Source organism: Paenibacillus sp. GM1FR, assembly GCF_002803315.1.
GTDB classification, from domain to species: Bacteria; Bacillota; Bacilli; order Paenibacillales; family Paenibacillaceae; genus Paenibacillus; species Paenibacillus amylolyticus.
In genome coordinates, this window is the sequence record NZ_MKZL01000022.1 from 480,661 (window position 1) to 506,649 (window position 25,989).

Sequence of the window (25,989 nt, forward strand, 5' to 3'; positions counted from 1 at the left end):
ATTTTAACCAATGGCTATACAAGGGGCGTGATTGAAGATGAATTATAACAATGAACAATACGAACAAGAAAAAAACTATATTAAGAGACAGATTGAAAGCCTCATTAATCAGGGTGACATTGATAATAGTAAAATTTTAATTAATGAATTCCAAAAAAAACTACAAGGAAATGATATAGATATTTTGAATATGAAAGCTATTGTATCTATTATAGAAAATAATCTAGAAGGCGCAGAAAAACTGCTCTGGGAAGCTATCAACTTGAGCTCACATCATAGTGATGCTTTTGTTAATTTAGGATACGTATATGAAATTCAGGGAGAGAACACCAAGGCTTCTAATTTTAATTATCTCGCTTATCATAAAACGACAGATGCACACCGCAAAGAGGAATTAGGCCCTAAAATACAAAATAATCATTTGTTGAATAAAAGTGTGTTCAGAAAATTCATAGTGCTATCTTCATGTTTCTGGGGAGAAGTGCTACAGAGGTCTCATCATATATCAAAAGGATTATCTAGATTAGGCTATTCAGTCGAATATATCCAACCAGTTGCTAAAGCTACTCCTTCCATTAGAGATGTTTCTATTGCTAATTTGATGGATTATAGTAACAACAATATTAGAAATATAGACTTAGTGAACATTATTTCCCCTATTTCTGTAAATAAAATAGATAATTCAATCTTTGATAACTATTACGAAATTATTCAGAATATAATAGATAAGTCAGAAGAAGAGGTTATAATTATCTGTTACTTGCCATCTCAGATAAATATTATTGATAGATTGAGTGGGAATTTCAAAGTAGTTTATGATTGCGAAGGTGATCAGATTGATCTGGAACCGTCATATCAAACTAGCAAAAAAGAACAAGGAAATGAAAAGTTGATGTTGAGAAGGGCAGAAGTTGTAACTTGTACTAGTTCAGCTCTATACTTAACAAAAAAAATTAATAATGAGAATGTCTATTTAATGAGAAACGCAGTTAACATAGAAGATTTTATGGATGAAGCAAGCATGCCTACTGAATTACTTAGCATTCCCGAACCCCGGATTTGTTATATTGGCGCAGTAAATGAACGATTTGATGAGGAACTATTTTACAAACTTGTGAGAAGCAATAAAGATAAATCATTTGTCGTTATAGGTAATACGTTAGAAGGTATTTTGACCAATGCTGAAGACAATTTGTATATTCTCGGGGAAAAAAAACATGTTGAATTGAGCTCATATTTGCAACACATGAATGTTGGAATTATACCTTATAAAGATGATACTGAACTAAGCATAAACTGTAATCCAATAAAATTGTACGAATATGTAATGAATGGTTTACCAGTGGTGGCAACTAATATACCTGAATTAATACTTGAACTGAATTCTATCAAAATAAGTCAAGATTTTGATTCATTTAATCAATTTTTAAATAAATCACTGAATCTAGAAGTTGATTGGAAGTTACGGAATGAATTTGTTTCATTAAATACATGGACTGTAAGGTGCGAACAATTACTTAGAATTTTGAATGGGGAAACGCAACAATATTCTGAAGAATTAGTGTTGGGAGATCTACGAGAAAGATGGCTGGAGAACATTAATGAAACACATAATCCACTACTCGAATCTTTATTATCTCTTACATTTGCTAAAGCTGATGGTAAACAATATTATAAATGGGCTAATGAAGCTTATCAAAATTTAAAGATCCCATTTACATTAATGAATTATATCAATTCTTCAATCTTAAACGGTCACATCGCAGAATGTGTAAAGAATATTGTAGATGATACCAATGTAAGGGAAATAGATAGAGCTGAGCTTCTATATTTGTCAGAGAGTAACAAAGTGAATTATTTGAAGATTCGTTTATTGCACATTATTGGTGATTATTTTGAAATTAGAAATATATTAAATTCTTATTCTGTAACCGACAATGGATATTTATATAATCTGGCTAATTACTATTATGACATTGGCATGAATGATCAATCCAATATTGAGTACAATAAAATTCTGGGTGATTTCTTATATGAGAGTCCAATTTATAATAAAAATATGAGTGAAATACTTATAAGTAGGGGAGGGATTTTAGAAAGCAGAAGATTTAAAGAGAAGGAAAAAATGCTCATCTCTAAATATATAAAACAATTTAAATTCTCGACTGAAAAGGAACGTCCGAGATTTAGTATAGTTATACCAACAAGAAACAGCCCCAATGTATTAAAACATACATTAATGACTTGTTTAGATCAGGATTTTCATAATTATGAAATTATTGTTGGGGATAACAGTAGTGATAATTTGACAAAATTGCTAGTAGAAGAGTTGGACAGTTCTAAAATTAGATATTATAAAACCGTAAGTGAATTAAAAATGACAGACAGTTTTAACTTTGCGATTAGTAATGCAGAAGGAGAATACATTCTAGTTCTTGGTTCTGATGATGGTATGCTAAAACATGCCCTAAAGACACTGGATGATATAATATTCTCAACAAATGTTAATATTTTGCATTGGAATTCTGTGTTTTATTGCTGGCCTGACGTTAAGTTGGAAGGGCAGGAAAACTTAATTCATATTCCTAACATACCGTCGGGGAGGGTGAATTTAAGTACGATCAAATATAGTGAAGTTGTTAAATATATTGGGGATTATCAATTACCCTACAACGCTATGCCAATGCTATACTGCAATGCGGTTGTACACAGAGATATAGTATTGGAATTGAAAGAGTTAACTGGTCAAGTTTTCAATGGACTAATACCCGATGTTTACTCTGGATTTGCACTGGCATCCATTCAGGAAGAATATACTCATATAGATGCCCCCATTACAATCGGAGGATCTTCAGGGAAAAGTACAGGGATATCTTTTGTAAAACCAAATCTCGATAATGAATCTAAAAAAATACATCAGGACTTTTTAACTCTTAATAATAATGGAGTAGATCGATATAGTATAATCCCTGATGTACCTAGTGTTGCCGTAGCTGTTGCAGAGGCATGTTTAACAGCTCGTAATTCATTTGGAGAAAAGAATCTAAAGTATGATTTAAATAGAAAGAAGATGTTGGAACAATGTGCTGAAGAACTGAAAGCTTCTGGTTCGAATCTTCCAATTTATTTGCAGAAAATTTATGACAGTTTAGTTGATGATACTCATCTCCAACAGTGGTTCACAGAAAACTATATTGAAAATTATGACTATTATGAACAAGTTGCTAAAAGGTCAGATAGAGTTTATCAAAAAGGGTTCAGCCCAAATGGCGATCTTATACTTGATTTGAGTGACTTTAATATTACTAACGTTTATGGTGCAGCAATAATGTTTAGCCGTATTACTGGTTGGTAGATTTAGTGAAGTTCTGGAAAATAATTAGTATGGGAAGTGAGATTGATGAAAGCTGTCATTCTGGCGGGAGGTTACGGTACGCGAATTAGTGAAGAAACTCACTTGAAACCTAAGCCAATGATTGAAATTGGTGGAATGCCAATTTTATGGCATATTATGAAAAGCTATTCGCATTATGGAATTAATGATTTTATTATATGCTTAGGCTATAAAGGGTATTTAATTAAGGAGTATTTTGCCAACTACTATTTGCACATGTCAGATATCACTTTTAACATGCGGGATAACCATACGGAAATTCATCATAATACAAGCGAACCATGGAGGGTAACACTTGTAGACACTGGACTAGAAACAATGACAGGAGGACGCTTGAAAAAAGTACAAAAGTATGTTGGTGATGAAACATTTTGTTTTACTTACGGGGATGGTGTCAGTAATGTGAATATTACTGACATAATTAATTTTCACCAATCCAGTGGAGGTAAAGCTACGTTAACTGCTGTCCAGCCACCGGGGCGTTTTGGTGCGGTGGACATTGTTAAAGATAACAGAATAATAAGCTTTGAAGAAAAACCTCATGGAGATGGTAATTGGGTGAACGGGGGTTATTTTGTTCTAGAACCTGAGGTCTTTGATCTCATTGAAGATGATGCCACAGTGTGGGAGCATGTACCTCTTGAGAAATTAGCAAGAAATAATCAGTTGTCCGCATTCAAACATGACGGTTTTTGGCAACCTATGGATACACTTAGAGATAAAGTGAAATTGGAAGAACTATGGAACTCGAAAAAAGCACCGTGGAAGGTGTGGGGATAAATGGAATATGGTTTTTGGAAAACAAAAAAAGTATTGATAACAGGACATACTGGGTTTAAAGGAAGTTGGTTATCACTATGGTTACAGCATCTAGGGGCTGACGTGTATGGTTACAGTAGCCCGTCTCCAGTCAGCGACCCTAATTTATATGAAACCGCCCAGGTGTCAAAAAACATGGAATCTATATATGGCGATATCTTGGATTCTAGTAAACTAGAGAAGGTTATTAAGAGAATTCAGCCAGATATCATATTTCATCTCGCAGCCCAATCTTTGGTGCGTGAGTCATATGCTGATCCAATAGGAACATTTTCTACGAATATTATGGGGACCGTATTTCTATTGGAGGCTGCAAGACATGTTGACTCGGTTCGAGTTGTCATCAATGTAACAACAGATAAATGTTATGAAAATAATGGGGAATCAGCCCAGGGATTCAAAGAAACTAACTCTTTGGGAGGCCATGATCCCTACAGTGCTAGTAAGGCGTGTTCAGAAATAGTTACTTCCGCGTACGAGAAATCATTTTATTCCCATAGTGGAAAGTTACTTTCTTCTGTACGAGCAGGGAATGTTATTGGTGGCGGTGACTGGGCAGATGATCGTATCATTCCGGACATCATCCGCTCAGTGATTAATAAACAGCAATTAAAAATTAGGTATCCCCATGCGATTCGACCTTGGCAACACGTGCTGGATTGTTTGAACGGATATTTACTTTTGGCTAAGAATATGTGGGAATCAGGCGAAAAATTCATAGGTGCATGGAATTTTGGTCCTGAGGATTCATCAATATGGTCAGTGGAGCAGTTAATTAAAGAAAGTAATCATCACTTAGGAAATAAGTTGAACTGGTGGAGTTCTAAGTCCGAGGCGCATGTACATGAAGCTTCACGATTAGTGCTTGATATTAATAAGGCCAAAACACTGCTAAATTGGAAACCACAATTAACTATACATCAGACAATAGAATGGACTATGGGCTGGTATTTGGAGTCTATGAACAATAGTATCGCTGATATATCACTACAGCAAATTAAGAATTTCGAAAAATTAAAAGCTGTACAATTTTCTTAGTCTAAGGAGAATTAATTTAATGTCAAATGAAGTATGCCGTTGCTGTGGGAAAAATTTAAATAGTGTTTTTCTGGATTTGGGAGTGTCTCCCCTTGCTAACTCTTACGTGAAGTCAAGGAATGAAATGGAACATATGTATCCTTTACGTACTTATGTGTGCGAGAGTTGCTTTTTGGTTCAAGTTCAGGAATTTGAGTCGCCAGAACATATATTCAGTGACTATGCCTATTTCAGCAGTTTTTCAGATAGTTGGCTAACTCATTGCCATAATTATGTGGAAATGATTATGGATAGATTCCAATTTGCTATCGATACACAAGTTGTTGAAATTGCAAGCAATGATGGTTACTTACTTCAATATTTCAAAGAAAAAGGGGTTTCTGTACTAGGCATAGAACCTGCAGAAAACGTAGCAAAAGTCGCTGTTAAAAAAGGTATAGAGACGTCAGTGAATTTTTTTGGAACTGCTCTAGCAACAGAATTAAAACAAGAAGGAAAGATGGCGGACTTACTGCTGGGTAACAATGTACTTGCCCATGTCCCTGATTTAAATGATTTTGTTGCAGGGATGAAAATCATGTTAAAACCTCAAGGAACCATTACGATGGAGTTTCCTCATCTACTTCAACTTATTAAGCATAATCAATTTGATACGATATATCATGAACATTATTCATATTTTTCACTTACTACAGTTATTCGACTTTTTAAAGCCCATCACTTAACTGTGTATGATGTTGACCAATTGAGTACTCATGGTGGATCTATTCGTATCTACGCAACTCATTCAGATAACCCAGACTTCGTTATTCAACCCTCAATTCACGAACTGCTTGCTAAAGAAGTTAAACTTGGGATAACAAATATTGAGATGTACAAAGGGTTTCAAACAAAAATTGTCCAGTTAAAACGTAAAATCACAAAGTTTCTTATCGAATTGAAAGAACAAGGGAAAGTTGTAGCGGGTTACGGTGCCCCAGCTAAAGGCAATACTTTACTCAACTACTGTGGTATTGATTGCGATATTATTGATTTCACTGTGGATCGAAGTCAGTATAAACAAGGTACCTTTCTGCCTGGATCACGAATCCCAGTATTCTCACCAGAGAAACTAAAATTAACTCAACCAGATTTTGTGTTAATTTTACCCTGGAATTTAAAGGAAGAAATTATGGAACAAACCTCATTTATTCGCGAATGGGGCGGGAAATGGATTGTACCTGTACCGGATATACACGTTGTTGAATAAATTGAAGGGTCGTGTGGGATTTGGAGAGAGAAAAGTTTGAAATTGAGAAAAAAGAGAATATTAAACGGCAAGCTGCGGATAGAAGTTTGAGGGGGACTGCACATGATTTTATTCTCCAGCAGACAGCGCATAACTATACCTACAACTTCACATGGATGGGATTACCTATTATTCAATTTCCACAAGATGTTATAGCCCTGCAAGAAATAATTTGGAAAGTAAAACCAGATGTAATAATTGAAACAGGTATTGCACGTGGGGGATCTATTATTTTCCATTCGTCAATGCAAAGATTGATTGGCAAAGGCGGAATAGTCATAGGTATAGATATTGATATTAGATCTCATAACAAAGAAGCTATAGAGAAACATCCATTTTCGGATTGTGTCCATTTAATTGAAGGTGATTCTACTAGTGATAAGGTTATAGATCAAGTAAAAGATATTATTTCAGGACGTAAATCTGTAATGGTCATACTAGATTCTAACCATACTCACGACCATGTGCTAAAAGAACTAGAGATGTTTTCTCCATTAGTTTCCAACGGAAGCTATCTAGTAGTGTTGGATACGATTGTTGAAGATATGCCGGATCATTTTTTCAAAGACCGCCCGTGGAAAGCGGGAAACAGCCCGAAAAGTGCTGTAAGGCAATTTTTACGGGAGAACAATCGCTTCATAAACGATAAAGATCTAGAAGATAAACTTTTAATAACTGTTGCTCCTGAGGGGTATCTGAAATGTATAGCTGACTAGTGTGCATCCAAAGGAGGGTTATTTGATGAGGTTTATTGAGACGATGTTACCAGGGGCTTATCTTATAGAAATAGAGCTACTGACAGATGTGAGGGGACATTTTGCTAGGGCTTGGTGTCAAGATGAGTTTAAGTTACATGGACTTGAGAGTTCATTTGTTCAGTGCAATATCTCATATAACGAGAAAAGGGGAACTCTCCGAGGGTTACATTATCAGGTTTCGCCCTACGAAGAAGTCAAAATAGTTCGCTGTACGAAGGGAGCTATTCATGATGTAATCGTGGATCTGAGACCAGATTCTCCAACGTACAAAGAGTCACTTTCTTTTGAATTGTCGGATGAAAATTATAAGATGCTCTACATTCCTAAAGGCTTCGCACATGGTTTTCAAACATTGTCTGATCATACGGAAGTTTTTTATCAGATGACCCAGTTTTATAAAGCGGATTATGCTTGTGGAATCAGGTGGGACGATCCTGCTTTTAATATAGAATGGCCTGAAGAAGACAAGAGAATTATGTCAGAAAAAGACCAGAATTATGATAGGTATTATTCATGAAGAAAAAAGTAATTGTGACTGGAGCAAATGGATTTATCGGGAGACATGTAGTGGATGAATTATCGATTACAGATTGTGAAATATATGCTATATCATCAAAAGTTGAAGACAAGATAAATACTAGTAATATTACATGGTTGAAAGCTAATTTACTTGATGATAATCAAATTGAAGAAATATTCACTCGCATAAGTTCACCCACTCATCTTCTACATTTGGCATGGGACACCACACCAAATCATTATTGGAACTCCTTATCAAATTTCAAATGGGTAAGTGCAAGTCTTTCTCTATTTGACCGTTTTCGTGTAGCTGGAGGTAAAAGGATTGTGGGAGTCGGCTCTTGCGCAGAGTATGATTTAAGTCAAGGATTATGCAAGGAATCTGAGACTCTCTTGAACTACAATACAATCTATGGGTCAAGTAAAAACTCACTACACCATATGCTAATGACATATTCACAGCACTATGAGATTTCGAGTGCATGGGCACGAATTTTCTATCTATATGGTCCACGTGAACATCAATTACGGTTGGTTCCGTCGGTGATTTTATCTTTGCTGAAGGGAAAGGAAGCAAAATGTTCCCATGGACAACAGATCCGCGATTATTTGTACGTTAAAGATGCAGCCCGGGCGTTAGTGGAATTGCTAAGCAGTGAAAGTAATGGACCCGTTAATATTGGTTCTGGCAAGCCGGTAAGCTTATCTGAAATTATTTATAAAATTGCTGATATCCTTCAACATAGAGAATTAATTCGGTTAGGGGTAATTCCAAGCTCACTTGAAGAACCTAAGGTTGTTCTGGCCGATATAACTAAGCTGAAAGAAAATACTGATTGGACTCCCTCCACGAAGATGGAAGATGGGTTATTTGAAACTGTTCAGTGGTGGAAATCTAGTCTGTTTGGAGGCAAGTAATGTTGAAAAAAAATCATTGTCCGATATGTCAGTCATCTAATATAAGTGACATACTAAAACGTAGTAATATTCCAGTGTACCAAAATATCCTAATTAATAGTTTTGAGGCTGCAAGACAAATTCCGAGGGGGGATTTGGAGATTTTGGAGTGCATGGAATGTGGTTTTGTTTATAATAGCGTTTTTGATACTAATAAAGTTGTTTATAGTAGCGATTACGAAAATACACAGTCCTATTCGACATACTTTAATAGTTATTTAGATGATTTGGTAGATACTCTTGTGAACCAAAAAGGTGTCAGTAATCTCAGTGTAGTAGAAGTTGGGTGTGGAAAAGGCGGATTCTTAAGAAAAGTAGTTGAAGCTGGAAATAATTACGGATTTGGGTTTGACCCAAGTTATATTGGACCAGAAGTAGATTACGGTGGGAGATTGAGATTTGAAAAGAAGCTCTACAATGAAGATAGTGTTGATATTAAAGCGGATGTAGTTCTTTGCCGACATGTTATTGAACATATTCCTGACCCTGTTATGTTACTTAAATCGATCAGAAAAGCATTAGTACACTCTCCCCAAGCGAGAGTGTTTTTCGAAACGCCTTGTGTTGATTGGATTTTTGAAAATAAAGTTATGTTTGATTTTTTCTATGAGCATTGTTCATATTTTAATGAAAAATCTATTTCTAAAGCATTTGAGCTCGCGGGGTTTGAGGTTGTAAGTGTAGATCGTATATTTAATGGTCAGTATATGTGGTTAGAAGCAAAATCAACAGAATTAGATGGAGAATCGAAAGACAAGTCATATGTACATTATGCTGATTCAAGTAGTATTGGGTTTTCCGAAAATGAATTTAAGTGGAAACGTAGAACAATGGAACAAATTTCTATGTACTCAGAATATGGGAGAACTGCTATTTGGGGGGCAGGGGCTAAGGGAGTAACATTCTTGAATTTAATCGATCCAGAGATGAAGTATATTGATTGTGTAATAGATGTGAACCCTAACAAGGTAGGTAAGTATTTACCTGGAACTGGTCATGAAATAGTTGGAATTGAAAGTTTAAAGAAGAAAGATTTAGCAACGATTATTATAACGAATTCAAATTATCTGAATGAAATTAAAGCAATAGTTGAATTTGAAAAACTTGATATTAATCTTGTTGATCTTGAAATGTGGTGTACTCAGCAAGAATAAATAGCTTTTATGCAGTATCAATAAGAAATGATTTGTCTATAAGAAAGTGTCAAAAAGAATGATTGCTGTATTCAATTTGAATCCTCACTAACCGATAAATATAATAAATAATTCCATCGGGGGATGAACGATGAATATACAGTTTTCACTTTCTACCAATACTGCCAATAACACATCGGTTACAAATGGCTCTCAAGGTGAATCCCGTGGCAAACAAGACAGCGCTCTGTTACAAGCTGTTAGAAGCGGGACAGAGTTATCCAAGCTTGAACGGCAAGGTGTTAACATTCCATTTGGAGACGAGCAACTTATTAAAGCAATAGACAGAGCAGTTAAAGCTCTGGCAGGCCCTACGACAACTCTGGAAATGAGCGTCCATGAGAAGAGCCGCCAGATTTTAGTCAAAGTGCTCAATAAGGAGACAGGTGAACTGATTCGTGAAATTCCTCCAGAGAAAACACTTGACTTGGTAGCCAAGATGATGGAAATAGCGGGGATTATAGTCGATGAAAAAGTATAAGGAGGTTGGATTAAATGAGCATGCGTATTAATGGTTTTTCAGGAATGGATATCGACAGTATGGTTAAATCAATGATGACAGTGAAGAGAGTTCCACTGGATAAGTTGAATCAACAAAAACAAATTCTTGAATGGACACGTGATAGCTATCGAGAGATAAATAGCAAAATTGTTCAGTTGAGTGATAAGCTGCAGAAAATGAGTTTTTCTGATGCTACAAATACTCAAAAATCAACAGTAAGTGGTAATACAACAGCAGTAAGAGCGGAAGCAACAGCTGAGGCGAGCTCGATTCCTTTTTCAATTACTGAGATTAAGCTGGCCAAGCAAGCTCAGATGCAAAATAACTCTAAACTGGAAATCGCTAATCAGCCCACCGCAAAGGTTACGCTTGATACAACTTTAGCAGATTTGACAGGGACAGGCGCTCCCTCATACGATTTGAATATTAATGATAAGTCTATAACTTTTCTTAGTACAGATTCTTTATCTGTTGTTATTGCACGCATTAATTCAAGTATACCAACGGTAACGGCAAGTTTTGATGAAATTAGCGGGAAGTTTTCAATAACTTCAAAAGAACATGGGAAAGCTATCACAGATACGGGGACAGGTGGTGCTCAGCAATCTAGCTCACTGAATACTGCTCTAGGATTAACGTATGCGCCTCCTCAAGCTGGTGAAGTGTCAATATCAAACGGTACAGATTCTGTAAAATACACCCTAACTGATAATAAGTTGAAAATAAACGGTATTAACTTGACGTTTTTAGAAGAAACGACTGCAACTAATCCTACCAAAATTACAACGCAGTCTGACCCGACCAAGGCTGTAGAAACTATAAAATCTTTCGTGGACACATACAATGAATTACTTGGATTGTTAAATGGAAAAATCTCAGAGCAAAAGTTTCGTGATTTTCAACCTTTAACAGCTGATCAAAAGAAAGATATGAAAGAAGACGACATTAAAAATTGGGATGAAAAAGCCAAAAGTGGGCTCTTAAAAAATGATTCTATTCTTAGTGCGGCTGTTAACTCAATGAGGACGGTTGTTACAGGGAACTTGAAAATGTTAAGTGAAGTAGGAATTACAACTGGACAGTATTATGAAAAAGGTAAGCTGCAGATAGATGAGAGTAAACTTAAGGATGTTCTTACGACTAACCCTGACAAAGTTCTCAATATATTTCGTGGTTCAGTTTCAGACGTAAATAGTAAACCTCTGTTTAGTGAGATGCGTGGTGAACTTAATTCTACGTTAGACATGCTCGTAAAAAAAGTGGGTACATCGAAATTGGATTCTAATGCTAGTATGACACTGAAAACAGAAAGTATTATGGGTGAGCAATTAAAGCAGTACAATAAGAGAGCATCCGAGATGGAACGAAAAGTTTCTACTTGGGAAACACGCTATTATAAGCAGTTTGCTGCTATGGAGAAAGCAATGAGTCAACTTCAATCGCAGTCTTCTAGTATGGCAAGTTATTTTCAATAATTAATGAGGAGGAATAAATTAATATGATATCATCTCCTTACGAGAAATATAAGCAGTCCTCGGTACAAACCTCTACTCCTGGTCAATTAGTGATCATGTTGTACGATGGGGCGATTCGATTTACGAAAACGGGTCTGGAGGGTATTGAAGCAAGGGACTACTCCAAAGCGAATGTAAACCTTGGCAAAGCTCAAACTATTATCAGTGAGTTGATGTCTACCTTAAACCAATCCTATCCTGTGGCTAAAACTTTGTTCTCGCTCTATGAATACATGAACTATTTACTAATTCAAGCTAATATAAAAAAAGATTCCAAATATGGAGAAGAAGTATTGGGGTACTTGCAGGAACTGCGGGAAACATGGGCAGCTGCTAGTAAACAAGTGGCGGGAAATATATCAAATGAGTAGTGAAAATCAGTCAGAGTTGGATATTCTTCTCCAACAACTATTAGATTTAACACTGAATTTTACAGATGAATTGAACACTAAGGCTTCTGAAGATATGGAATATTTTGTTAACGAGCGTCAAGATTTAGTTCAACAATTAAGGCTGATTATGGACGTGCAAAAGATGGATGATTTGCAAAAAGAAGAACTCAAACGTATTTTGACTTATGATGACATGATACAAGAACGTATGTTATCGGTTAAAAATGAAGCACAAGAATGGTTGCTGCAGCGAAATTTAGCTAAAACACAACGTAATATATATGAAAATAAGTATGCAACTGAAAGTTATCTTATGGATAAACGAAAGTAGAAATAAAGTTGAAGACCCGTACTCAGTATGGGTCTTCTTCGTTTGAAAATTTTATATATGTATTAGTATTACTAATTTATTGTCTGGAATCTACTGTTGCTTTTCAGAGGCTTTCAATATGTAAATGCCAAAGGAAAGTACTATTGATCTTAAGGAATTATATTCTGGCTTACATACTAAAATATTGAAATAAATGAATTTGTAATTATGTCATTCACTCGTTATCTAAACAATAAACTCTAATCCAATCGTCTATCATTAATCCATCAAAAATAGACTTACCAACACGCCAATTACCTGATATATTCAAGATATCCCACCTTTCAACACAATCCCCAATTAATCTACAAAAAATTCCAAGAAAACATTTACTTTTCCAATTGACAATGGATAACTTTGGATGGTATTATCTGAATTGTGGGCAGAGGTTAAGGCCGAAAGCTTCACTTCATTTGATGACGAAGGGAATGTTAGTGCATGCAAGGTAAAGTAAAATGGTTCAACGCAGAAAAAGGTTACGGTTTCATTGAGACTGAAGATGGCGGCGACGTATTCGTACATTTCTCCGCAATTCAAACCGAAGGATTCAAGACTTTGGAAGAAGGTCAATCCGTAGAATTCGACATCGTCGAAGGCGCACGTGGACCGCAAGCAGCTAACGTAATCAAATTATAATCATCCGGACAATCCGACCTACATATATGGTTAGATGGTTACCAAATTGAATTATCGCTAGCATCAGACTCCGGTACTTTCCGGGGTCTTTTTTTGTTTTAATAGATTCGAGATTTGAGAATCATCCGAGGAACATTATTCTATCGGATTCAAGAGATTTAAGAGATAGATTGAAGTTCATTTTACATATTAGATTGAGCAAGCTCAAAAACGGTTAAATACATCATCAAGCGCCTAATAAGACATACCATGTAAATATTCGATTATGGCTGAATATGATGAAATATCGCGAAATATGGCGTTATGCCTACGTTGGCAGATGTGGCTTGAACAGATGTCATTATTCGGTCACCGGGAGTTTTTACATGGCGCTTACATTCGTGTTATAATGAAGTGGCAAAGGAAAAAGGAGGAGTGCCCTATGAATTTAAGTATTCGAGGTCAACAAATCGAGGTTACTGATGCTTTGAAGGATTATGTCGACAAAAAGTTGAGTAGACTCGAGAAGTATTTCGATGCACCCCTTAACTCTGACGGTGCTGTTACATTGAGCACGACGAGAGGTTTGCATACGGTAGAGGTGACGATCCCTTTGAAAGGCATTGTGCTCCGCGCCGAGGATGAGAGCGACGATATGTACGCATCTATTGACTCCGTGGTGGACAAGCTGGAACGTCAGATCCGCAAACACAAAACAAAAATTAACCGTAAGTTCCGCCAGGAAGGTAGCCTGAAAACACTCTTCGTTGAAGATCCAACAGGTACTGTAGCTACAGCTGAACTGGATGCGGATACGGATGACGATGATTTTGAAGTCGTACGGACAAAACGCTTTATGTTGAAACCAATGGACGTGGAAGAGGCTATCCTCCAAATGAACATGGTTGGTCACAATTTCTTCGTATTCTCCAACATTGACAGTGAAGAAGTTAGCGTTGTTTACAAACGGAACGATGGTAAGTACGGATTGATCGAACAAGGTTAATCTTAACGTACAGGATCATCGGAACGGACATGCGTATGAATGTCTAATAATAATGAAGACAGGGACTGTAGTTTCCTGGATTGGACTTAACAAGAGCTTCCATCCCTTAGGGGATGGGGCTCTTTTGTGCGTAGAGAAGCTGGGGAATGACCTTTGGAAATAAAATGGTGAAACTATTCCCTATGCTGCTGCGTCTAATAGATAGTAAGAATAATCATAATTGGTACAAGTTTATCACCAGATTCGGATGTTTACGAAAATATTCGTACGACTATATTCGAGAACTGGATATGAGATTTTCATCCAAATTTACCATCAAAATTCGTTGACAGGGCTGTCTATCCTGCAAAACGAAACATGATAATCGAACGCTTCCGCTAACGACTATGATTTTTTGCACTTAAACTCCATTTGATATGTCTCATAAGTTCAAAGAAGTGTGCCGTGGCGTGTTGCGGCGGCCCTTACAAACTGTTACAATTTATGCAAAGAGAATCATTGTCCTGATGAGGAATTGTCAACGAATGATCGCTAATCACAATCAATGACAGGCACAGCACCATGAACATGATTCGCAAGGCTCGGGCTTCGGTTAGTTTTTATTAACCGAATCCATTTGAATACCGAATCAGCTTCATGAGGAACCCTTGGCAAGCCTGGAGTTGATTCATCCATATTACTTTTTAGCATATGATTTGAATTTGATTTTTACACGGATGACGAAGAGGGCGGAAATGATCTGTAGAAGCGAAGCGTTCGCCTTTATCCCTGGATTTCCCCCTCTGAGAAGAGAGTTTAAAAGAAATCAGGGGATAACAGCGATCGAAAGGACATTCTGGCAACTGAGTTGACGAAGTGTAACCTTCATTAAGCTCAAATCATATTGTTTGTCACCCCCGGGCAAGTGGATGCAATATCCATCCGATGGTGTCGCGTGGCGGCAACAGGGGGTCTATTCTGTTTTGCACGAAAGGGGTATACCATGCTAGGACTTGTCAAAAAGATCTTCGGCGACATGAATGAACGTGATGTTAAACGTCTGATGAAGACGGTCGATGTGATCAATAAACTGGAACCACAATTTCAGGCGTTGTCTGATGAACAACTGAAAGGTAAAACGGACGAATACCGTGCTCGTATTGAAAAGGGAGAAACGACAGATGAACTTCTTCCAGAGGCGTTTGCAACCGTACGTGAGGCATCACGTCGTGTACTGGGCAAACGTCACTACGATGTACAGATGCTGGGCGGTATCGCTCTGCATGAAGGCCGTATTTCCGAGATGAAAACGGGTGAAGGTAAAACGCTGGTAGGAACACTTCCAGTATACCTGAACGCGTTAATGTCCAAAGGTGTACACGTGGTCACAGTCAATGACTATTTGGCACAACGGGATAGCCAGGAAATGGGACAAATCTATGAGTTCATGGGCATGACGGTTGGGGTTAACCTCAGCGGTATGGACCATGCGTTGAAACAACATGCATATGCATGTGATATTACGTACGGAACGAACAACGAGTTTGGTTTTGACTATCTGCGTGACAACATGGTGCTGTACAAAGAGCAAATGGTACAACGTCCATTGTTCTTCTGTATCATTGATGAAGTAGACTCCATCCTAGTCGATGAGGCGCGTACGCCACTCATTATCTCTGGACAAGCCCAGAAGTCGACGGATATGTACTATGCAGCAGATCGTTTTGTGAAACGTTTGGTGCCGGAAGAAGACTTTACGGTAGACATTAAGGTGAAATCCGTAGCGTTGACTGAGGCGGGCGTGGCAAAAGCAGAGAAAGCATTTGGTATCGAGAACTTGTATGATCATGCCAATGTAACTCTCAACCATCACATTGTACAGGGCTTGAAAGCTAATGCAATCATGCGTCGTGACGTGGATTATGTTGTCAGTGATGAGGAAGTCATGATCGTCGATGAATTCACAGGTCGTCTGATGTCTGGACGTCGTTACAGTGATGGATTGCACCAAGCGATTGAAGCCAAAGAAGGCATTGAAGTACAAAATGAGAGCATGACGCTTGCTACGATTACCTTCCAGAACTATTTCCGGATGTACCGTAAACTTGCGGGTATGACGGGTACAGCGAAAACCGAGGAAGAAGAGTTCAAAAAAATCTACGGTCTCGAAGTACTGCAAATTCCAACCAACCGCCCAAACAAGCGGGATGACATGGCAGATGTCGTGTACAAGAGCATCGATGGCAAGTTCAATGCCGTTGTAGAAGAGATCGTGGCACGCCACAGTAAGAATCAACCGATTCTGGTAGGTACAGTGTCCATTGAGAACTCTGAACGCCTGTCTGACATGCTTAAACGCCGTGGTGTCAAACACCAGGTACTGAACGCCAAGTACCACGCGGAAGAAGCAGAGATCATCTCAGGAGCTGGTCAAGCGGGTGCAGTAACGATTGCAACCAACATGGCAGGACGGGGTACAGATATTATCTTGGGTGATGGTGTAGCTGAAGTAGGCGGCCTTCATATCATCGGTACAGAGCGTCACGAATCACGCCGGATTGATAATCAGCTGCGTGGTCGTGCGGGACGTCAAGGTGACCCGGGTTCAACACAATTCTACCTGTCACTGGGTGATGAATTGATGAGACGTTTCGGTGCAGATAATGTATTGAACATGATGGAGCGCCTTGGTTTTGAAGAAGACCAACCGATCGAGAGCCGGATGATTACCCGTGCAGTAGAATCAGCGCAGAAGCGTGTTGAAGGTAACAACTTTGACGTGCGTAAAGTCGTTCTCCAATATGATGATGTAATGAACCAACAACGTGAAATTATATATAAACAGCGTCGCGAGGTACTGGAGTCCGAAAATATCAAACAAATCGTTATGGATATGATCAAGCCTTCCATTGAACGTATCGTTGAAGCACATTGTAGTGACGATATCCCGGAAAACTGGGAGCTTCAGGAAGTTGCTGATTACATGAACAGCAAATTGCTGGACGATGGTTCCATAACTAAAGATGATCTGTGGGGTAAGGAAGCAGAAGAGATCATCGAGTTCCTGTTCACGAAAGTTCAGAACAAGTACAATGCACGTGAAGAGCGAATTGGCGAAGAGATGGTTCGTGAGTTCGAGAAAGTGGTTGTGCTCCGTGCAGTAGACAGCAAGTGGATGGATCATATCGATGCAATGGATCAATTGCGTCAAGGTATCCACCTTCGTGCCTACGGTGGTACAGATCCACTGCGTGAATACCAGTTCGAAGGTTTCGAGATGTTCCATCAAATGATCGCTTCGATTCAAGAAGAAGTAGCGACTTATGTGATGAGAGCACAGATCGAGAGTAATCAGGAGCGCCAAGCGGTTGTTGAGGAAAGTCAGATCTCGACAAGTGGTGAACCTGCTGAGAAACGTCCAGTGAAGGTTTCTGACCAAATCGGACGTAACGATCCATGCCCATGCGGTAGTGGCAAGAAGTTCAAACACTGCCACGGTCAAGAGTAGTTAAAGGGTTCATTTATACACGAATGACATGAACGGCTCCTTGCAGCCGGGTATTCCATAGGATGAAGTGAAGGATGCAAAACCGATTAATGGTGCATAGTTATAATAATATGACCATGATCACGGGGAAGAGATATACTGATACAACAGTAGTCTCAACACCAGGGTAACGCATCGGATACTTGATCTGGAGGAATGCCCTGGATGCGGGGAGCTTATCTTAATGAAAAGAGGAATTGCACATGATCGATCCAAACGTGAAGCATGACCTGCGTGAAATAGGCAAGAAACTAACCAACCTTAGGGGGTCTCTTTGACTTAGATCTGAAGCAAGAGATGATCGGCAACTTCGAAGTGAAGATGTCTGCTCCGGATTTCTGGGATGATAGTGACAAGGCGCAATCCGTAATCGCTGAGCTAAATGCGGTGAAGGGATCTGTGGATCAATACACCAAACTCCAACAGGACTATGATGATGCGGTGATGATGGTAGAACTGGCTGACGAGGAAGGCGACGAAGACCTCGCTGCAGAGATCGGTAGAAGCGTCACAGCGATCGTGAGCAAGGTGGCAGAGTTCGAACTTCAGCTGCTCCTGAACCAGCCGTATGATAAGATGGATGCCATTCTAGAGCTTCATCCGGGGGCAGGTGGTACCGAGTCACAGGACTGGGGACAGATGTTACTCCGGATGTACACACGTTGGGCCGAGAAGCGTGGCTTCAAGGTTGAAGTTCTGGATTATCTGCCAGGAGATGAGGCGGGGATCAAGAGTGTCACGCTATCGATCAAGGGGCACAATGCTTATGGTTATCTGAAAGCCGAGAAGGGTGTACACCGACTGGTGCGGATCTCTCCTTTTGACTCATCGGGCCGTAGACATACGTCCTTCGTATCATGTGATGTGGTTCCTGAGATTGATGATACGATTGAATTGGACATTCGAACAGAGGATCTCAAGATTGATACCTACCGTGCGAGTGGCGCGGGTGGACAGCATATCAATACCACCGACTCAGCCGTGCGGATTACCCACCTTCCGACAGGTGTAGTTGTAACGTGTCAGAATGAACGTTCACAGATCAAGAACCGTGAGCGGGCGATGAAGATGCTTCGTTCGAAATTGTATGAGCGTAAAATTGAAGAGCAAAAACAACAGCTGGATGAAATCCGAGGAGATCAGTCGGATATTTCATGGGGTAGCCAGATTCGTTCCTATGTGTTCCATCCCTATAGTATGGTAAAGGATCACCGTACAAGCGTAGAGACCGGAAATACAGGGGCAGTAATGGACGGCGACCTCGATGCATTCATCGATGGTTATTTGCGTAGCCAGATTAAAGTAGAAACCGATTAATATAAGTTCCTGTATGGACCCATACGTGTAGGCGTATGCTGGTGTATACGGGAGCTTTTTTTTGAATAATTTATAGGATAGAAAAAATGAGCGAACAACTGATCAGTCACATAAAAGGAGAGCACGAGAACATGCAACAACGATCACAACTTCACAATAATCGCAAAAAGAGGATAGCTAGCCTCATTCCACTTAATGGTCCATGGAGAAACGTCGTGGATACGGTATCTATCATTGTAGGTTCGTTTTTAATTGCAGTGGCCTTTAATTTATTTTTATTACCAAATCAGATCGCTTCGGGTGGGGTGTCCGGGTTATCAATTCTGGGCAAGGAATGGCTTAATTGGGAGCCGGCATATACCCAGTGGGCGATTAACATCCCACTCCTGATCGCTGGTTTCCTGCTTATTGGTAAGCAGTATGGAATTCGTTCAGTCCTGGGCAGTATTGTCCTGCCACTGTTAGTTTATCTCACGAAGGATTGGGCCATTCCAACAACCAATCCGCTACTTGGTTCACTGTATGGTGGAATTGGCGTTGGTTTAGGGATTGGAATTGTATATCGAGGTAGAGGATCAACAGGTGGAATGAGCATTCTTGCCAGAATCGTACAGAAATACAGTGGACTGAGTTACTCATTGTGTGTAGTCATCATGGATGCTACCGTTATTATTATGGCTGCATTTGTGTTGTCATTGGAGCAGTCTCTCTATGCACTAATTGGGTTGTATGTTACCGGTAAAGTGATCGATGCTGTAGAGATGGGGCTCGGCTTCTCTAAGGTGGCGTATATTATCTCCAACCAGACAGAAGCGATTAGCAAAGTGATTCTGGATGACTTGGATCGCGGATTAACAAAGCTGGAAGCCAAAGGCGGTTACACCGACGACCAACGAACCGTACTGATGGTAGTGGTTGGGCAAAATGAAGTGCCAAGACTCAAGGCATTGATCCGGTCTGTGGACCCGGGAGCTTTTGTCATTATCAGTAACGCGCACGAAGTGCTCGGCGAAGGTTTTAAGCGGGGAGAGCATGTGTGAACTGGTTGAAAATATAATGAGTGAGCCAATATAGGCTCATAAGTTTGAAAATTTAAGAAAAAAAGCAGATACGCCCTCCTCTGAGATAACGGAGAGGGAGTACCTGCTTTTCTATTATTAAAAGTTCAACTTAACATTTCACATAACGGAGAGGACAGAAATATCCTGAAGAAGTGGAACGTTCGCCTTTATCCCCGGATTTTCCCCTTTAGAATAGGGAATCAAAAAAATCTGGGGATAACAGCGATCGGAAGGATGTTCTGTCATCGGAGTGCCACCACTACAAAATCGGAGATAGCAGACGGGAAATGGCTTCTTTGAAGCGGATAATGAGACTACGTTTTTGGTATTCATCGAGCGTCATTTCTCTCGATACATGCAGGTCGTGCTCAAAGGTTTGTACAAGTGCTGTCGCAATCGCTTCATCGTACATAAAAGCATTAACCTCAAAGTTCAACCGGAAACTGCGGTAGTCAATATTGGCGGTTCCCACGGATGCAACCAAACTGTCAATGATAAGTGTTTTGGCATGAATGAAGCCATTATCATATATAAATACTTTGGCGCCCACCTTCAACAACTCACCAATATAAGATAACGTAGCCCAATATACAAAGGCGTGGTCGGGTTTATTTGGAATCATAATGCGAACATCTATACCGGACAGACACGCGAGACGAATAGCTTCGAATACACTGGCATCCGGGATAAAATAAGGCGTTTGAATCAGAATCGAATGTTTGGCCCCGTTAATCATCTTAAGGTAACTGTTCTTGATATGCTCGGTCTCTGCATCAGGTCCACTGGAGACAATCTGCATGGCAATCTTTCCTGTGCCCTCAATATGAGGGAAATGCGCCGGAACATAAGGTGTGTCGTGTTGCTTGGACGCTTCATTCCAATCCAGGAGAAAACGGGTCTGCAGCGCATGAACGGCATTCCCCTGAATACGCAGATGTGTGTCACGCCAGTAACCGAATTTCGAGTTCAAGCCAAGATACTCATCTCCAACGTTAAATCCGCCCGTGTACCCCAGGTTACCATCGATGATGACAATCTTCCGGTGGTTCCGGTAGTTCATACGCAAGTTGATCAGACTGAATTTGGAGGGGAAAAAGACTTCAACCAAACCGCCTGCTTCGCGCAATTCTTTGAAAAAGCGTTTGGATACCCGCCGTGATCCGAGCGCGTCATACAGCAAACGAACTTTGATGCCTTCCCGCGCTTTGCGGATGAGTGCATCTCGGATTCTTTTGCCCAGACGGTCGCCTCTATAAATGTAGTATTGTACGTGCACGTGATCCTGAGCCGCTTCGATGTCGTCCAAGAGCCGCTGGAATTTATCTGTTCCATCCGTAATGATCTCGACCGCATTATCTTCCGTCACCAGAGCTCCGTTCTGCTTCAGGTTCATATAGATCATATCCTGGCTAGTCTCGGTTGCTTGGTTGCGGAAAGGGGTGCGATTATCGTGTAGCTGCATGAGCTGGGCTTCAATACGTTCCTCAAGACCGAGCTTCTTACGTTCTTTCCACTGGAAAAGCCGATATCGGGTCAGGTTCTGACCGGTTAAAAGATAAAGTACAAACCCAAACACCGGAATAAAGTTCAAGACGAGCAGCCAAGCCCAGGAAGCGCTGGCATCCTTCCGTTCGAAGAAAACGACTGCTGCGGCAAAAATAATATTCAGGCCCAGGAGCACAATAAGTAAAATGGATTCGATATGCACTATAGTCCCCCACGTCTCATTATGACCATCATGAATCTATTCATATGTCCTTGATTAGCAGGTTAGTTATGAATGAGACCCTGATTGTAATGTTTCCTACTAATACGTATTTTAACAGATGTATACCTATTCGTCCCGGATGTTAAAAAAGATATGTTCGGATTGGATGGAAATCCATGTGAAATTGATGATAGAGTGTTGTATTTATATAACCAGAGTCGTATAATAATACACAAATATGCATATAAGCGACGGAATTGCTGTGTTCAAGTATCTTTCAGGCAAGGACATAGCACAAGTAGCGCATACATCGAGATTGGGGGAGCGAGAGTGAATAACAAATTAAAAGTAGCAATCGTCGGTTCCACCGGCTACGGCGGGGTGGAGCTGATTCGTTTTTTCCAGAACCATCCGTTGGTTGAAATCACATCGGTGATCTCATCATCGAGCAGTGGTGAGTCCATCGCAGATGGATTTCCGCATTTGACGGGCGTGATTCACAGGCCACTCGACGGTGTAGATCCGGCTGAAATTGCGAGTCGTGCGGATCTGGTATTCACAGCGACCCCGTCCGGCGTAAGTGCAAAGCTCGTTCCAAGCCTTCTGGCAGCAGGCCTTAAGGTCATTGATCTGTCTGGCGATTTCAGACTCAAGGATGGAACAGTGTACGAAGAGTGGTACAAACATCCGGCGCCTTCAGCTGATTTGCTGGAACAAGCGGTATACGGCATGGCTGAGGTGTATGGCGAAGAAGTGAAGGGACAGAATTTTATATCCAACCCAGGCTGTTATCCAACGGCTACACTTCTTGGACTGATCCCTGCAGTAGAGGCAGGCTGGATTGATCCTTCTACTATTATAATTGATGCTAAATCAGGTGTATCCGGAGCGGGACGTGGAACAAGTCTGACAAATCATTATGCAGAGATGAATGAGAATCTCAAAGCCTACAAACTGAATAAACATCAACATATTCCCGAGATCGAACAAGTGCTTGGCAGTATAACGGGAACGCCTGTAACGGTTACCTTTACAACACATCTGGTGCCAATGACACGTGGAATCATGAGTACGATGTATGCAAACCTCGTTGGGGAACACAGCGACCGGGAGATCGTGGATTTGTACCGCAAATATTATGAGAACAGACCTTTTGTACGTGTGCGTGAACCGGGCATCTGGCCTTCTACCAAAGAAGTGTACGGATCCAACTATTGTGATATCGGATTTGCGGTGGATCCTCGCACAGGGCGTTTGACGATTATTTCGGTTATCGACAACCTGGTGAAGGGTGCTTCCGGGCAAGCGATTCAAAATATGAACCTGATGATGGGATGGGAGGAGAACCTCGGGCTGAACATGACACCGGTATATCCATAAGGGATTGGAATTCAGGAGGAGCACTGGAACATTCGGTGTAAAGTGCTTTCTTGGAGTCACTTAGGGAGAACGGATCAGGTTAAGCAGGCGGATCATCAGCATATAGCTGAACGCATACGGGGGATATGATATGGGAACGAATGTGGAGCAACATACTTTTACCGTGGTTGAGAACGGAACAATTGTAACCCCTGGGGGATTCACTGCTGGTGGACTTCACTGCGGATTGAAAAAGACATCTCGTAATGACATCGGAGCGATCCGCTGTGATGTACCGGCTACAGCTGCTGCTGTATACACAACGAACGTGTTTCAGGCGGCACCACTCAAAGTAACGCGCGAAAGCTTGAGCAACGGACGCCTTCAGGCTGTTATCGTTAACAGTGGTAATGCCAATGCATGTACAGGGCAACAAGGGGAAGAAGATGCTTATGCGATGCGTTCGGCGGCTGCGCGTGAGTTGGGTGTGGCAGAAGAAGACGTGGCTGTGGCATCCACAGGTGTCATTGGTGAATTGCTCAAGATGGATGCTGTACATTCAGGCATTACTGGTCTTCCAGCGCATATGGGCAAGGAGTCGAATGAGGCGGAGCAATTTTCACAAGCGATTCTGACAACGGATTTGGTAAAAAAGGAAGCTTGCGTCTCCGTTATAGTTAACGGTAAGACGGTTACGATTGCGGGAGCCGCCAAAGGCTCGGGAATGATCCATCCGAATATGGCGACAATGCTCGCTTTCATGACCTCTGACGCGGTCATTGGTGCAGAAGCGTTGCAGAGCCTGTTGCGCCAGGCAACCAATCATACATTTAACATGATTACCGTTGATGGGGATACAAGTACAAACGACATGCTGGTAGCTATGTCCAGTGGATATGCAGGCAATGAAGAGCTGACGATGGAGCACCCGGACTGGGATGCTTTTGCAGCTGGATTCACCTATGTATGCCAAGTGCTGGCCAAAGCCATTGCTCGCGATGGTGAAGGAGCAACCAAACTGGTCGAGGTAGAAGTTACAGGTGCGGTAAGTGATGAATCCGCGCAAGCAATCGCGAAAACTGTCATCGGTTCGAGTCTTGTGAAATCAGCCATGTTTGGCGCTGACGCCAATTGGGGACGGATTATTGCAGCCGTAGGGCGTGCAGGACAGCCGGTGAACCCGGATACCGTAGATATCCGTTTGGGAGATATTTCGGTACTTGCGCAGTCCCGCCCAGTCGTGTTTGACGAAGAAGCGGCATTGGCCTATTTGCAGACTGATACAGTTCGCATCGTGGTGGATTTGCACCACGGCGAAGGAACAGCAACAGCCTGGGGCTGTGACCTGACGTATGACTACGTCCGAATTAACGCAGCATACCGCACGTAATAAACCTTTGGGGTAAAGGTTTTACGAAACAGCTGTCTTCTATTGTGAAGCTGTTTCGTGAGATGTTTCAAAAATTATCAATGAAATTTAAACTTGTTGTTTGGTGTTGGACATATAGCGATAGTAATGGAGAAGACGGAATTGATTCTGCAGAAGCGGAGCGGTCGCCTTTGTCTCCGGGTATTCCCCTATATAGGGATAATTCAAGAAACCTGGAGACAACAGCGATCGAAAGAACAATCCGAATTCGGAATGGACTCCTACCAGCCTTCGTCACCTTATAAAAGTGTTATATTTTTTTGAATGTAATTTTTACTATGGAAGGAGCTTGCCCTCATGAATTCAACAATGCCAAACGAGAGTACCGCAACGGAAGCGAGCACAGAGAAACAGATGTTTGTCATGAAATGTGGAGGCAGCACACTGGCGGCATTGCCTGAGTCTTTCTTTGCGGATCTGCGTGATTTGCAGTCTCAGGGTACACAGCCAGTAATCGTGCATGGTGGAGGTCCGGCGATCTCGGATAACCTGGCGAAGCTTGGTATCGAAACCGAATTCGTTAATGGCCTACGCAAAACGACTGAACCTGTGCTGGACGTAGTGGAGATGGTGCTCGCTGGAAGTATCAACAAGCAGATCGTACGTCTGATTCAACGTGTGGGCGGTCGTGCACTAGGCTTGTCCGGCGTCGATGGAGGTCTGATTCAGGCGAAGCCCGTATCGAACCACGCAGAGATCGGTTGGGTAGGCGATGTCACTGGTGTGAACGCAGAGATTATCCAAGGCATCGTGAATATGGGTTATATGCCGGTTATTGCACCAGTTGGCGTAGATGCAACTGGGCAACGCTACAATATCAACGCAGATACAGCTGCGGGTGCAGTGGCATCTCATCTCGGCGTAAGCCGGATGATTGTCGTGACCGACGTTCCTGGCATCATGAAGAACGTAGGCGGCGAGAAAAAAGTACTGCCATCCGTATCTGTACAAGAGATTGAGGACATGATCCAGACCGGAGAAATCTATGGCGGTATGATTCCCAAAGTACGTGCAGCAATTGCATGTATTCATGGCCAAGTACGTGAGGTCGTCATCGTAGACGGCAGCGAACCTCAAATCCTGAGCCGCGTGCTCAGCGGAGAAATCATCGGAACAAGAATCATCCGTATGCAATAATTTGCTCGATACGCTAGGGTCTTAATAGTCTTATTTAAATAAAAAAATATGTGCACGATTTTTTTGTGAATGGGCATAACGCGATAA

21 protein-coding genes are annotated in these 25,989 nt (G+C 40.9%); 20 read left to right on the forward strand and 1 reads right to left on the reverse strand.

The genetic code is table 11. From position 1 onward, the window contains the following. Positions 1 to 37: 37 nt before the first annotated feature. The 17 genes from PAEAM_RS17660 to PAEAM_RS17740 all read left to right on the forward strand — a co-directional run bounded on the left by PAEAM_RS17660 (position 38) and on the right by PAEAM_RS17740 (position 20,248). Positions 38 to 3,355 (forward strand): glycosyltransferase, encoded by a 3,318-nt coding sequence (locus PAEAM_RS17660; RefSeq protein WP_100528429.1) that lies wholly within the window; start codon positions 38 to 40, stop codon positions 3,353 to 3,355. A 45-nt stretch (positions 3,356 to 3,400) separates the two neighbouring features. Then, entirely contained in the window at positions 3,401 to 4,174 is a 774-nt protein-coding gene (rfbF, locus tag PAEAM_RS17665) for a glucose-1-phosphate cytidylyltransferase (protein ID WP_100528430.1), read from the forward strand. Then, on the forward strand, positions 4,175 to 5,251 hold the full coding sequence (gene rfbG, locus PAEAM_RS17670; RefSeq protein ID WP_100528431.1) for a CDP-glucose 4,6-dehydratase: 1,077 nt from the start codon (positions 4,175 to 4,177) through the stop codon (positions 5,249 to 5,251). 19 nt (positions 5,252 to 5,270) lie between these two features. Next, positions 5,271 to 6,500: a class I SAM-dependent methyltransferase gene (locus tag PAEAM_RS17675; protein WP_100528432.1), complete on the forward strand. Its 1,230-nt coding sequence runs from the start codon at positions 5,271 to 5,273 to the stop codon at positions 6,498 to 6,500. An 11-nt stretch (positions 6,501 to 6,511) separates the two neighbouring features. Continuing rightward, entirely contained in the window at positions 6,512 to 7,255 is a 744-nt protein-coding gene (locus tag PAEAM_RS17680) for a cephalosporin hydroxylase family protein (protein ID WP_243391392.1), read from the forward strand. A gap of 25 nt (positions 7,256 to 7,280) precedes the next feature. Then, positions 7,281 to 7,814: a dTDP-4-dehydrorhamnose 3,5-epimerase gene (gene rfbC, locus PAEAM_RS17685; RefSeq protein ID WP_100528434.1), complete on the forward strand. Its 534-nt coding sequence runs from the start codon at positions 7,281 to 7,283 to the stop codon at positions 7,812 to 7,814. After that, positions 7,811 to 8,734: an NAD-dependent epimerase/dehydratase family protein gene (locus tag PAEAM_RS17690; RefSeq protein WP_100528435.1), complete on the forward strand. Its 924-nt coding sequence runs from the start codon at positions 7,811 to 7,813 to the stop codon at positions 8,732 to 8,734. Before rfbC ends, PAEAM_RS17690 begins: the two co-directional genes overlap by 4 nt. Then, the gene (locus PAEAM_RS17695) at positions 8,734 to 9,927 is read left to right on the forward strand and encodes a class I SAM-dependent methyltransferase (RefSeq protein ID WP_100528436.1); all 1,194 of its coding nucleotides are present in this window, start codon (positions 8,734 to 8,736) and stop codon (positions 9,925 to 9,927) included. The genes PAEAM_RS17690 and PAEAM_RS17695 overlap by 1 nt, the downstream gene beginning before the upstream one ends. Before the next feature lie 130 nt (positions 9,928 to 10,057). Beyond that, positions 10,058 to 10,447, forward strand: a complete 390-nt coding sequence (locus tag PAEAM_RS17700; protein ID WP_100528437.1) for a flagellar protein FlaG — start codon at positions 10,058 to 10,060, stop codon at positions 10,445 to 10,447. A gap of 14 nt (positions 10,448 to 10,461) precedes the next feature. Next, entirely contained in the window at positions 10,462 to 11,943 is a 1,482-nt protein-coding gene (fliD, locus tag PAEAM_RS17705; protein WP_243391393.1) for a flagellar filament capping protein FliD, read from the forward strand. 23 nt (positions 11,944 to 11,966) lie between these two features. Then, entirely contained in the window at positions 11,967 to 12,353 is a 387-nt protein-coding gene (fliS, locus tag PAEAM_RS17710; RefSeq protein ID WP_100528438.1) for a flagellar export chaperone FliS, read from the forward strand. After that, positions 12,346 to 12,705 carry a hypothetical protein gene (locus PAEAM_RS17715; RefSeq protein ID WP_100528439.1) on the forward strand — a complete coding sequence of 120 codons (360 nt, stop codon included), beginning with the start codon at positions 12,346 to 12,348 and terminating at the stop codon, positions 12,703 to 12,705. Before fliS ends, PAEAM_RS17715 begins: the two co-directional genes overlap by 8 nt. A 477-nt stretch (positions 12,706 to 13,182) precedes the next feature. Next, positions 13,183 to 13,380, forward strand: coding sequence for a cold shock domain-containing protein (locus PAEAM_RS17720; RefSeq protein ID WP_017691992.1), 198 nt, complete (start codon positions 13,183 to 13,185; stop codon positions 13,378 to 13,380). Positions 13,381 to 13,801: 421 nt separating this feature from the next. Next, on the forward strand, positions 13,802 to 14,365 hold the full coding sequence (hpf, locus tag PAEAM_RS17725; protein ID WP_017691993.1) for a ribosome hibernation-promoting factor, HPF/YfiA family: 564 nt from the start codon (positions 13,802 to 13,804) through the stop codon (positions 14,363 to 14,365). A 982-nt stretch (positions 14,366 to 15,347) separates the two neighbouring features. Next, a complete protein-coding gene (secA, locus tag PAEAM_RS17730; RefSeq protein ID WP_036667733.1) occupies positions 15,348 to 17,852 on the forward strand; it encodes a preprotein translocase subunit SecA in 2,505 nt (834 codons plus the stop codon). A gap of 242 nt (positions 17,853 to 18,094) precedes the next feature. Beyond that, a protein-coding gene (prfB, locus tag PAEAM_RS17735; RefSeq protein ID WP_100528440.1) for a peptide chain release factor 2 occupies positions 18,095 to 19,208 on the forward strand; the annotation gives its coding sequence in 2 pieces (ribosomal slippage) (positions 18,095 to 18,166 and positions 18,168 to 19,208; 1,113 coding nt in all). A 131-nt stretch (positions 19,209 to 19,339) separates the two neighbouring features. Continuing rightward, complete coding sequence (locus PAEAM_RS17740) at positions 19,340 to 20,248, forward strand: YitT family protein (protein WP_100528441.1); 909 nt, start codon at positions 19,340 to 19,342, stop codon at positions 20,246 to 20,248. A 280-nt stretch (positions 20,249 to 20,528) separates the two neighbouring features. On the opposite strand, the gene cls is transcribed toward PAEAM_RS17740, so the two are convergent. Beyond that, positions 20,529 to 21,977, reverse strand: coding sequence for a cardiolipin synthase (gene cls / locus PAEAM_RS17745; RefSeq protein WP_100528442.1), 1,449 nt, complete (start codon positions 21,975 to 21,977; stop codon positions 20,529 to 20,531). 330 nt (positions 21,978 to 22,307) lie between these two features. Here cls and argC point away from each other — a divergent pair, with 330 nt between their 5' ends. The 3 genes from argC (at position 22,308) to argB (ending at position 25,902) form a co-directional block, all read left to right on the forward strand. Beyond that, entirely contained in the window at positions 22,308 to 23,357 is a 1,050-nt protein-coding gene (gene argC / locus PAEAM_RS17750) for an N-acetyl-gamma-glutamyl-phosphate reductase (protein WP_100528443.1), read from the forward strand. A gap of 130 nt (positions 23,358 to 23,487) precedes the next feature. Beyond that, positions 23,488 to 24,726, forward strand: coding sequence for a bifunctional glutamate N-acetyltransferase/amino-acid acetyltransferase ArgJ (gene argJ, locus PAEAM_RS17755; RefSeq protein ID WP_207765579.1), 1,239 nt, complete (start codon positions 23,488 to 23,490; stop codon positions 24,724 to 24,726). Between the two features lie 336 nt (positions 24,727 to 25,062). Then, positions 25,063 to 25,902, forward strand: coding sequence for an acetylglutamate kinase (argB, locus tag PAEAM_RS17760; RefSeq protein WP_100528444.1), 840 nt, complete (start codon positions 25,063 to 25,065; stop codon positions 25,900 to 25,902). The last annotated feature ends 87 nt before the right edge of the window (positions 25,903 to 25,989 follow it).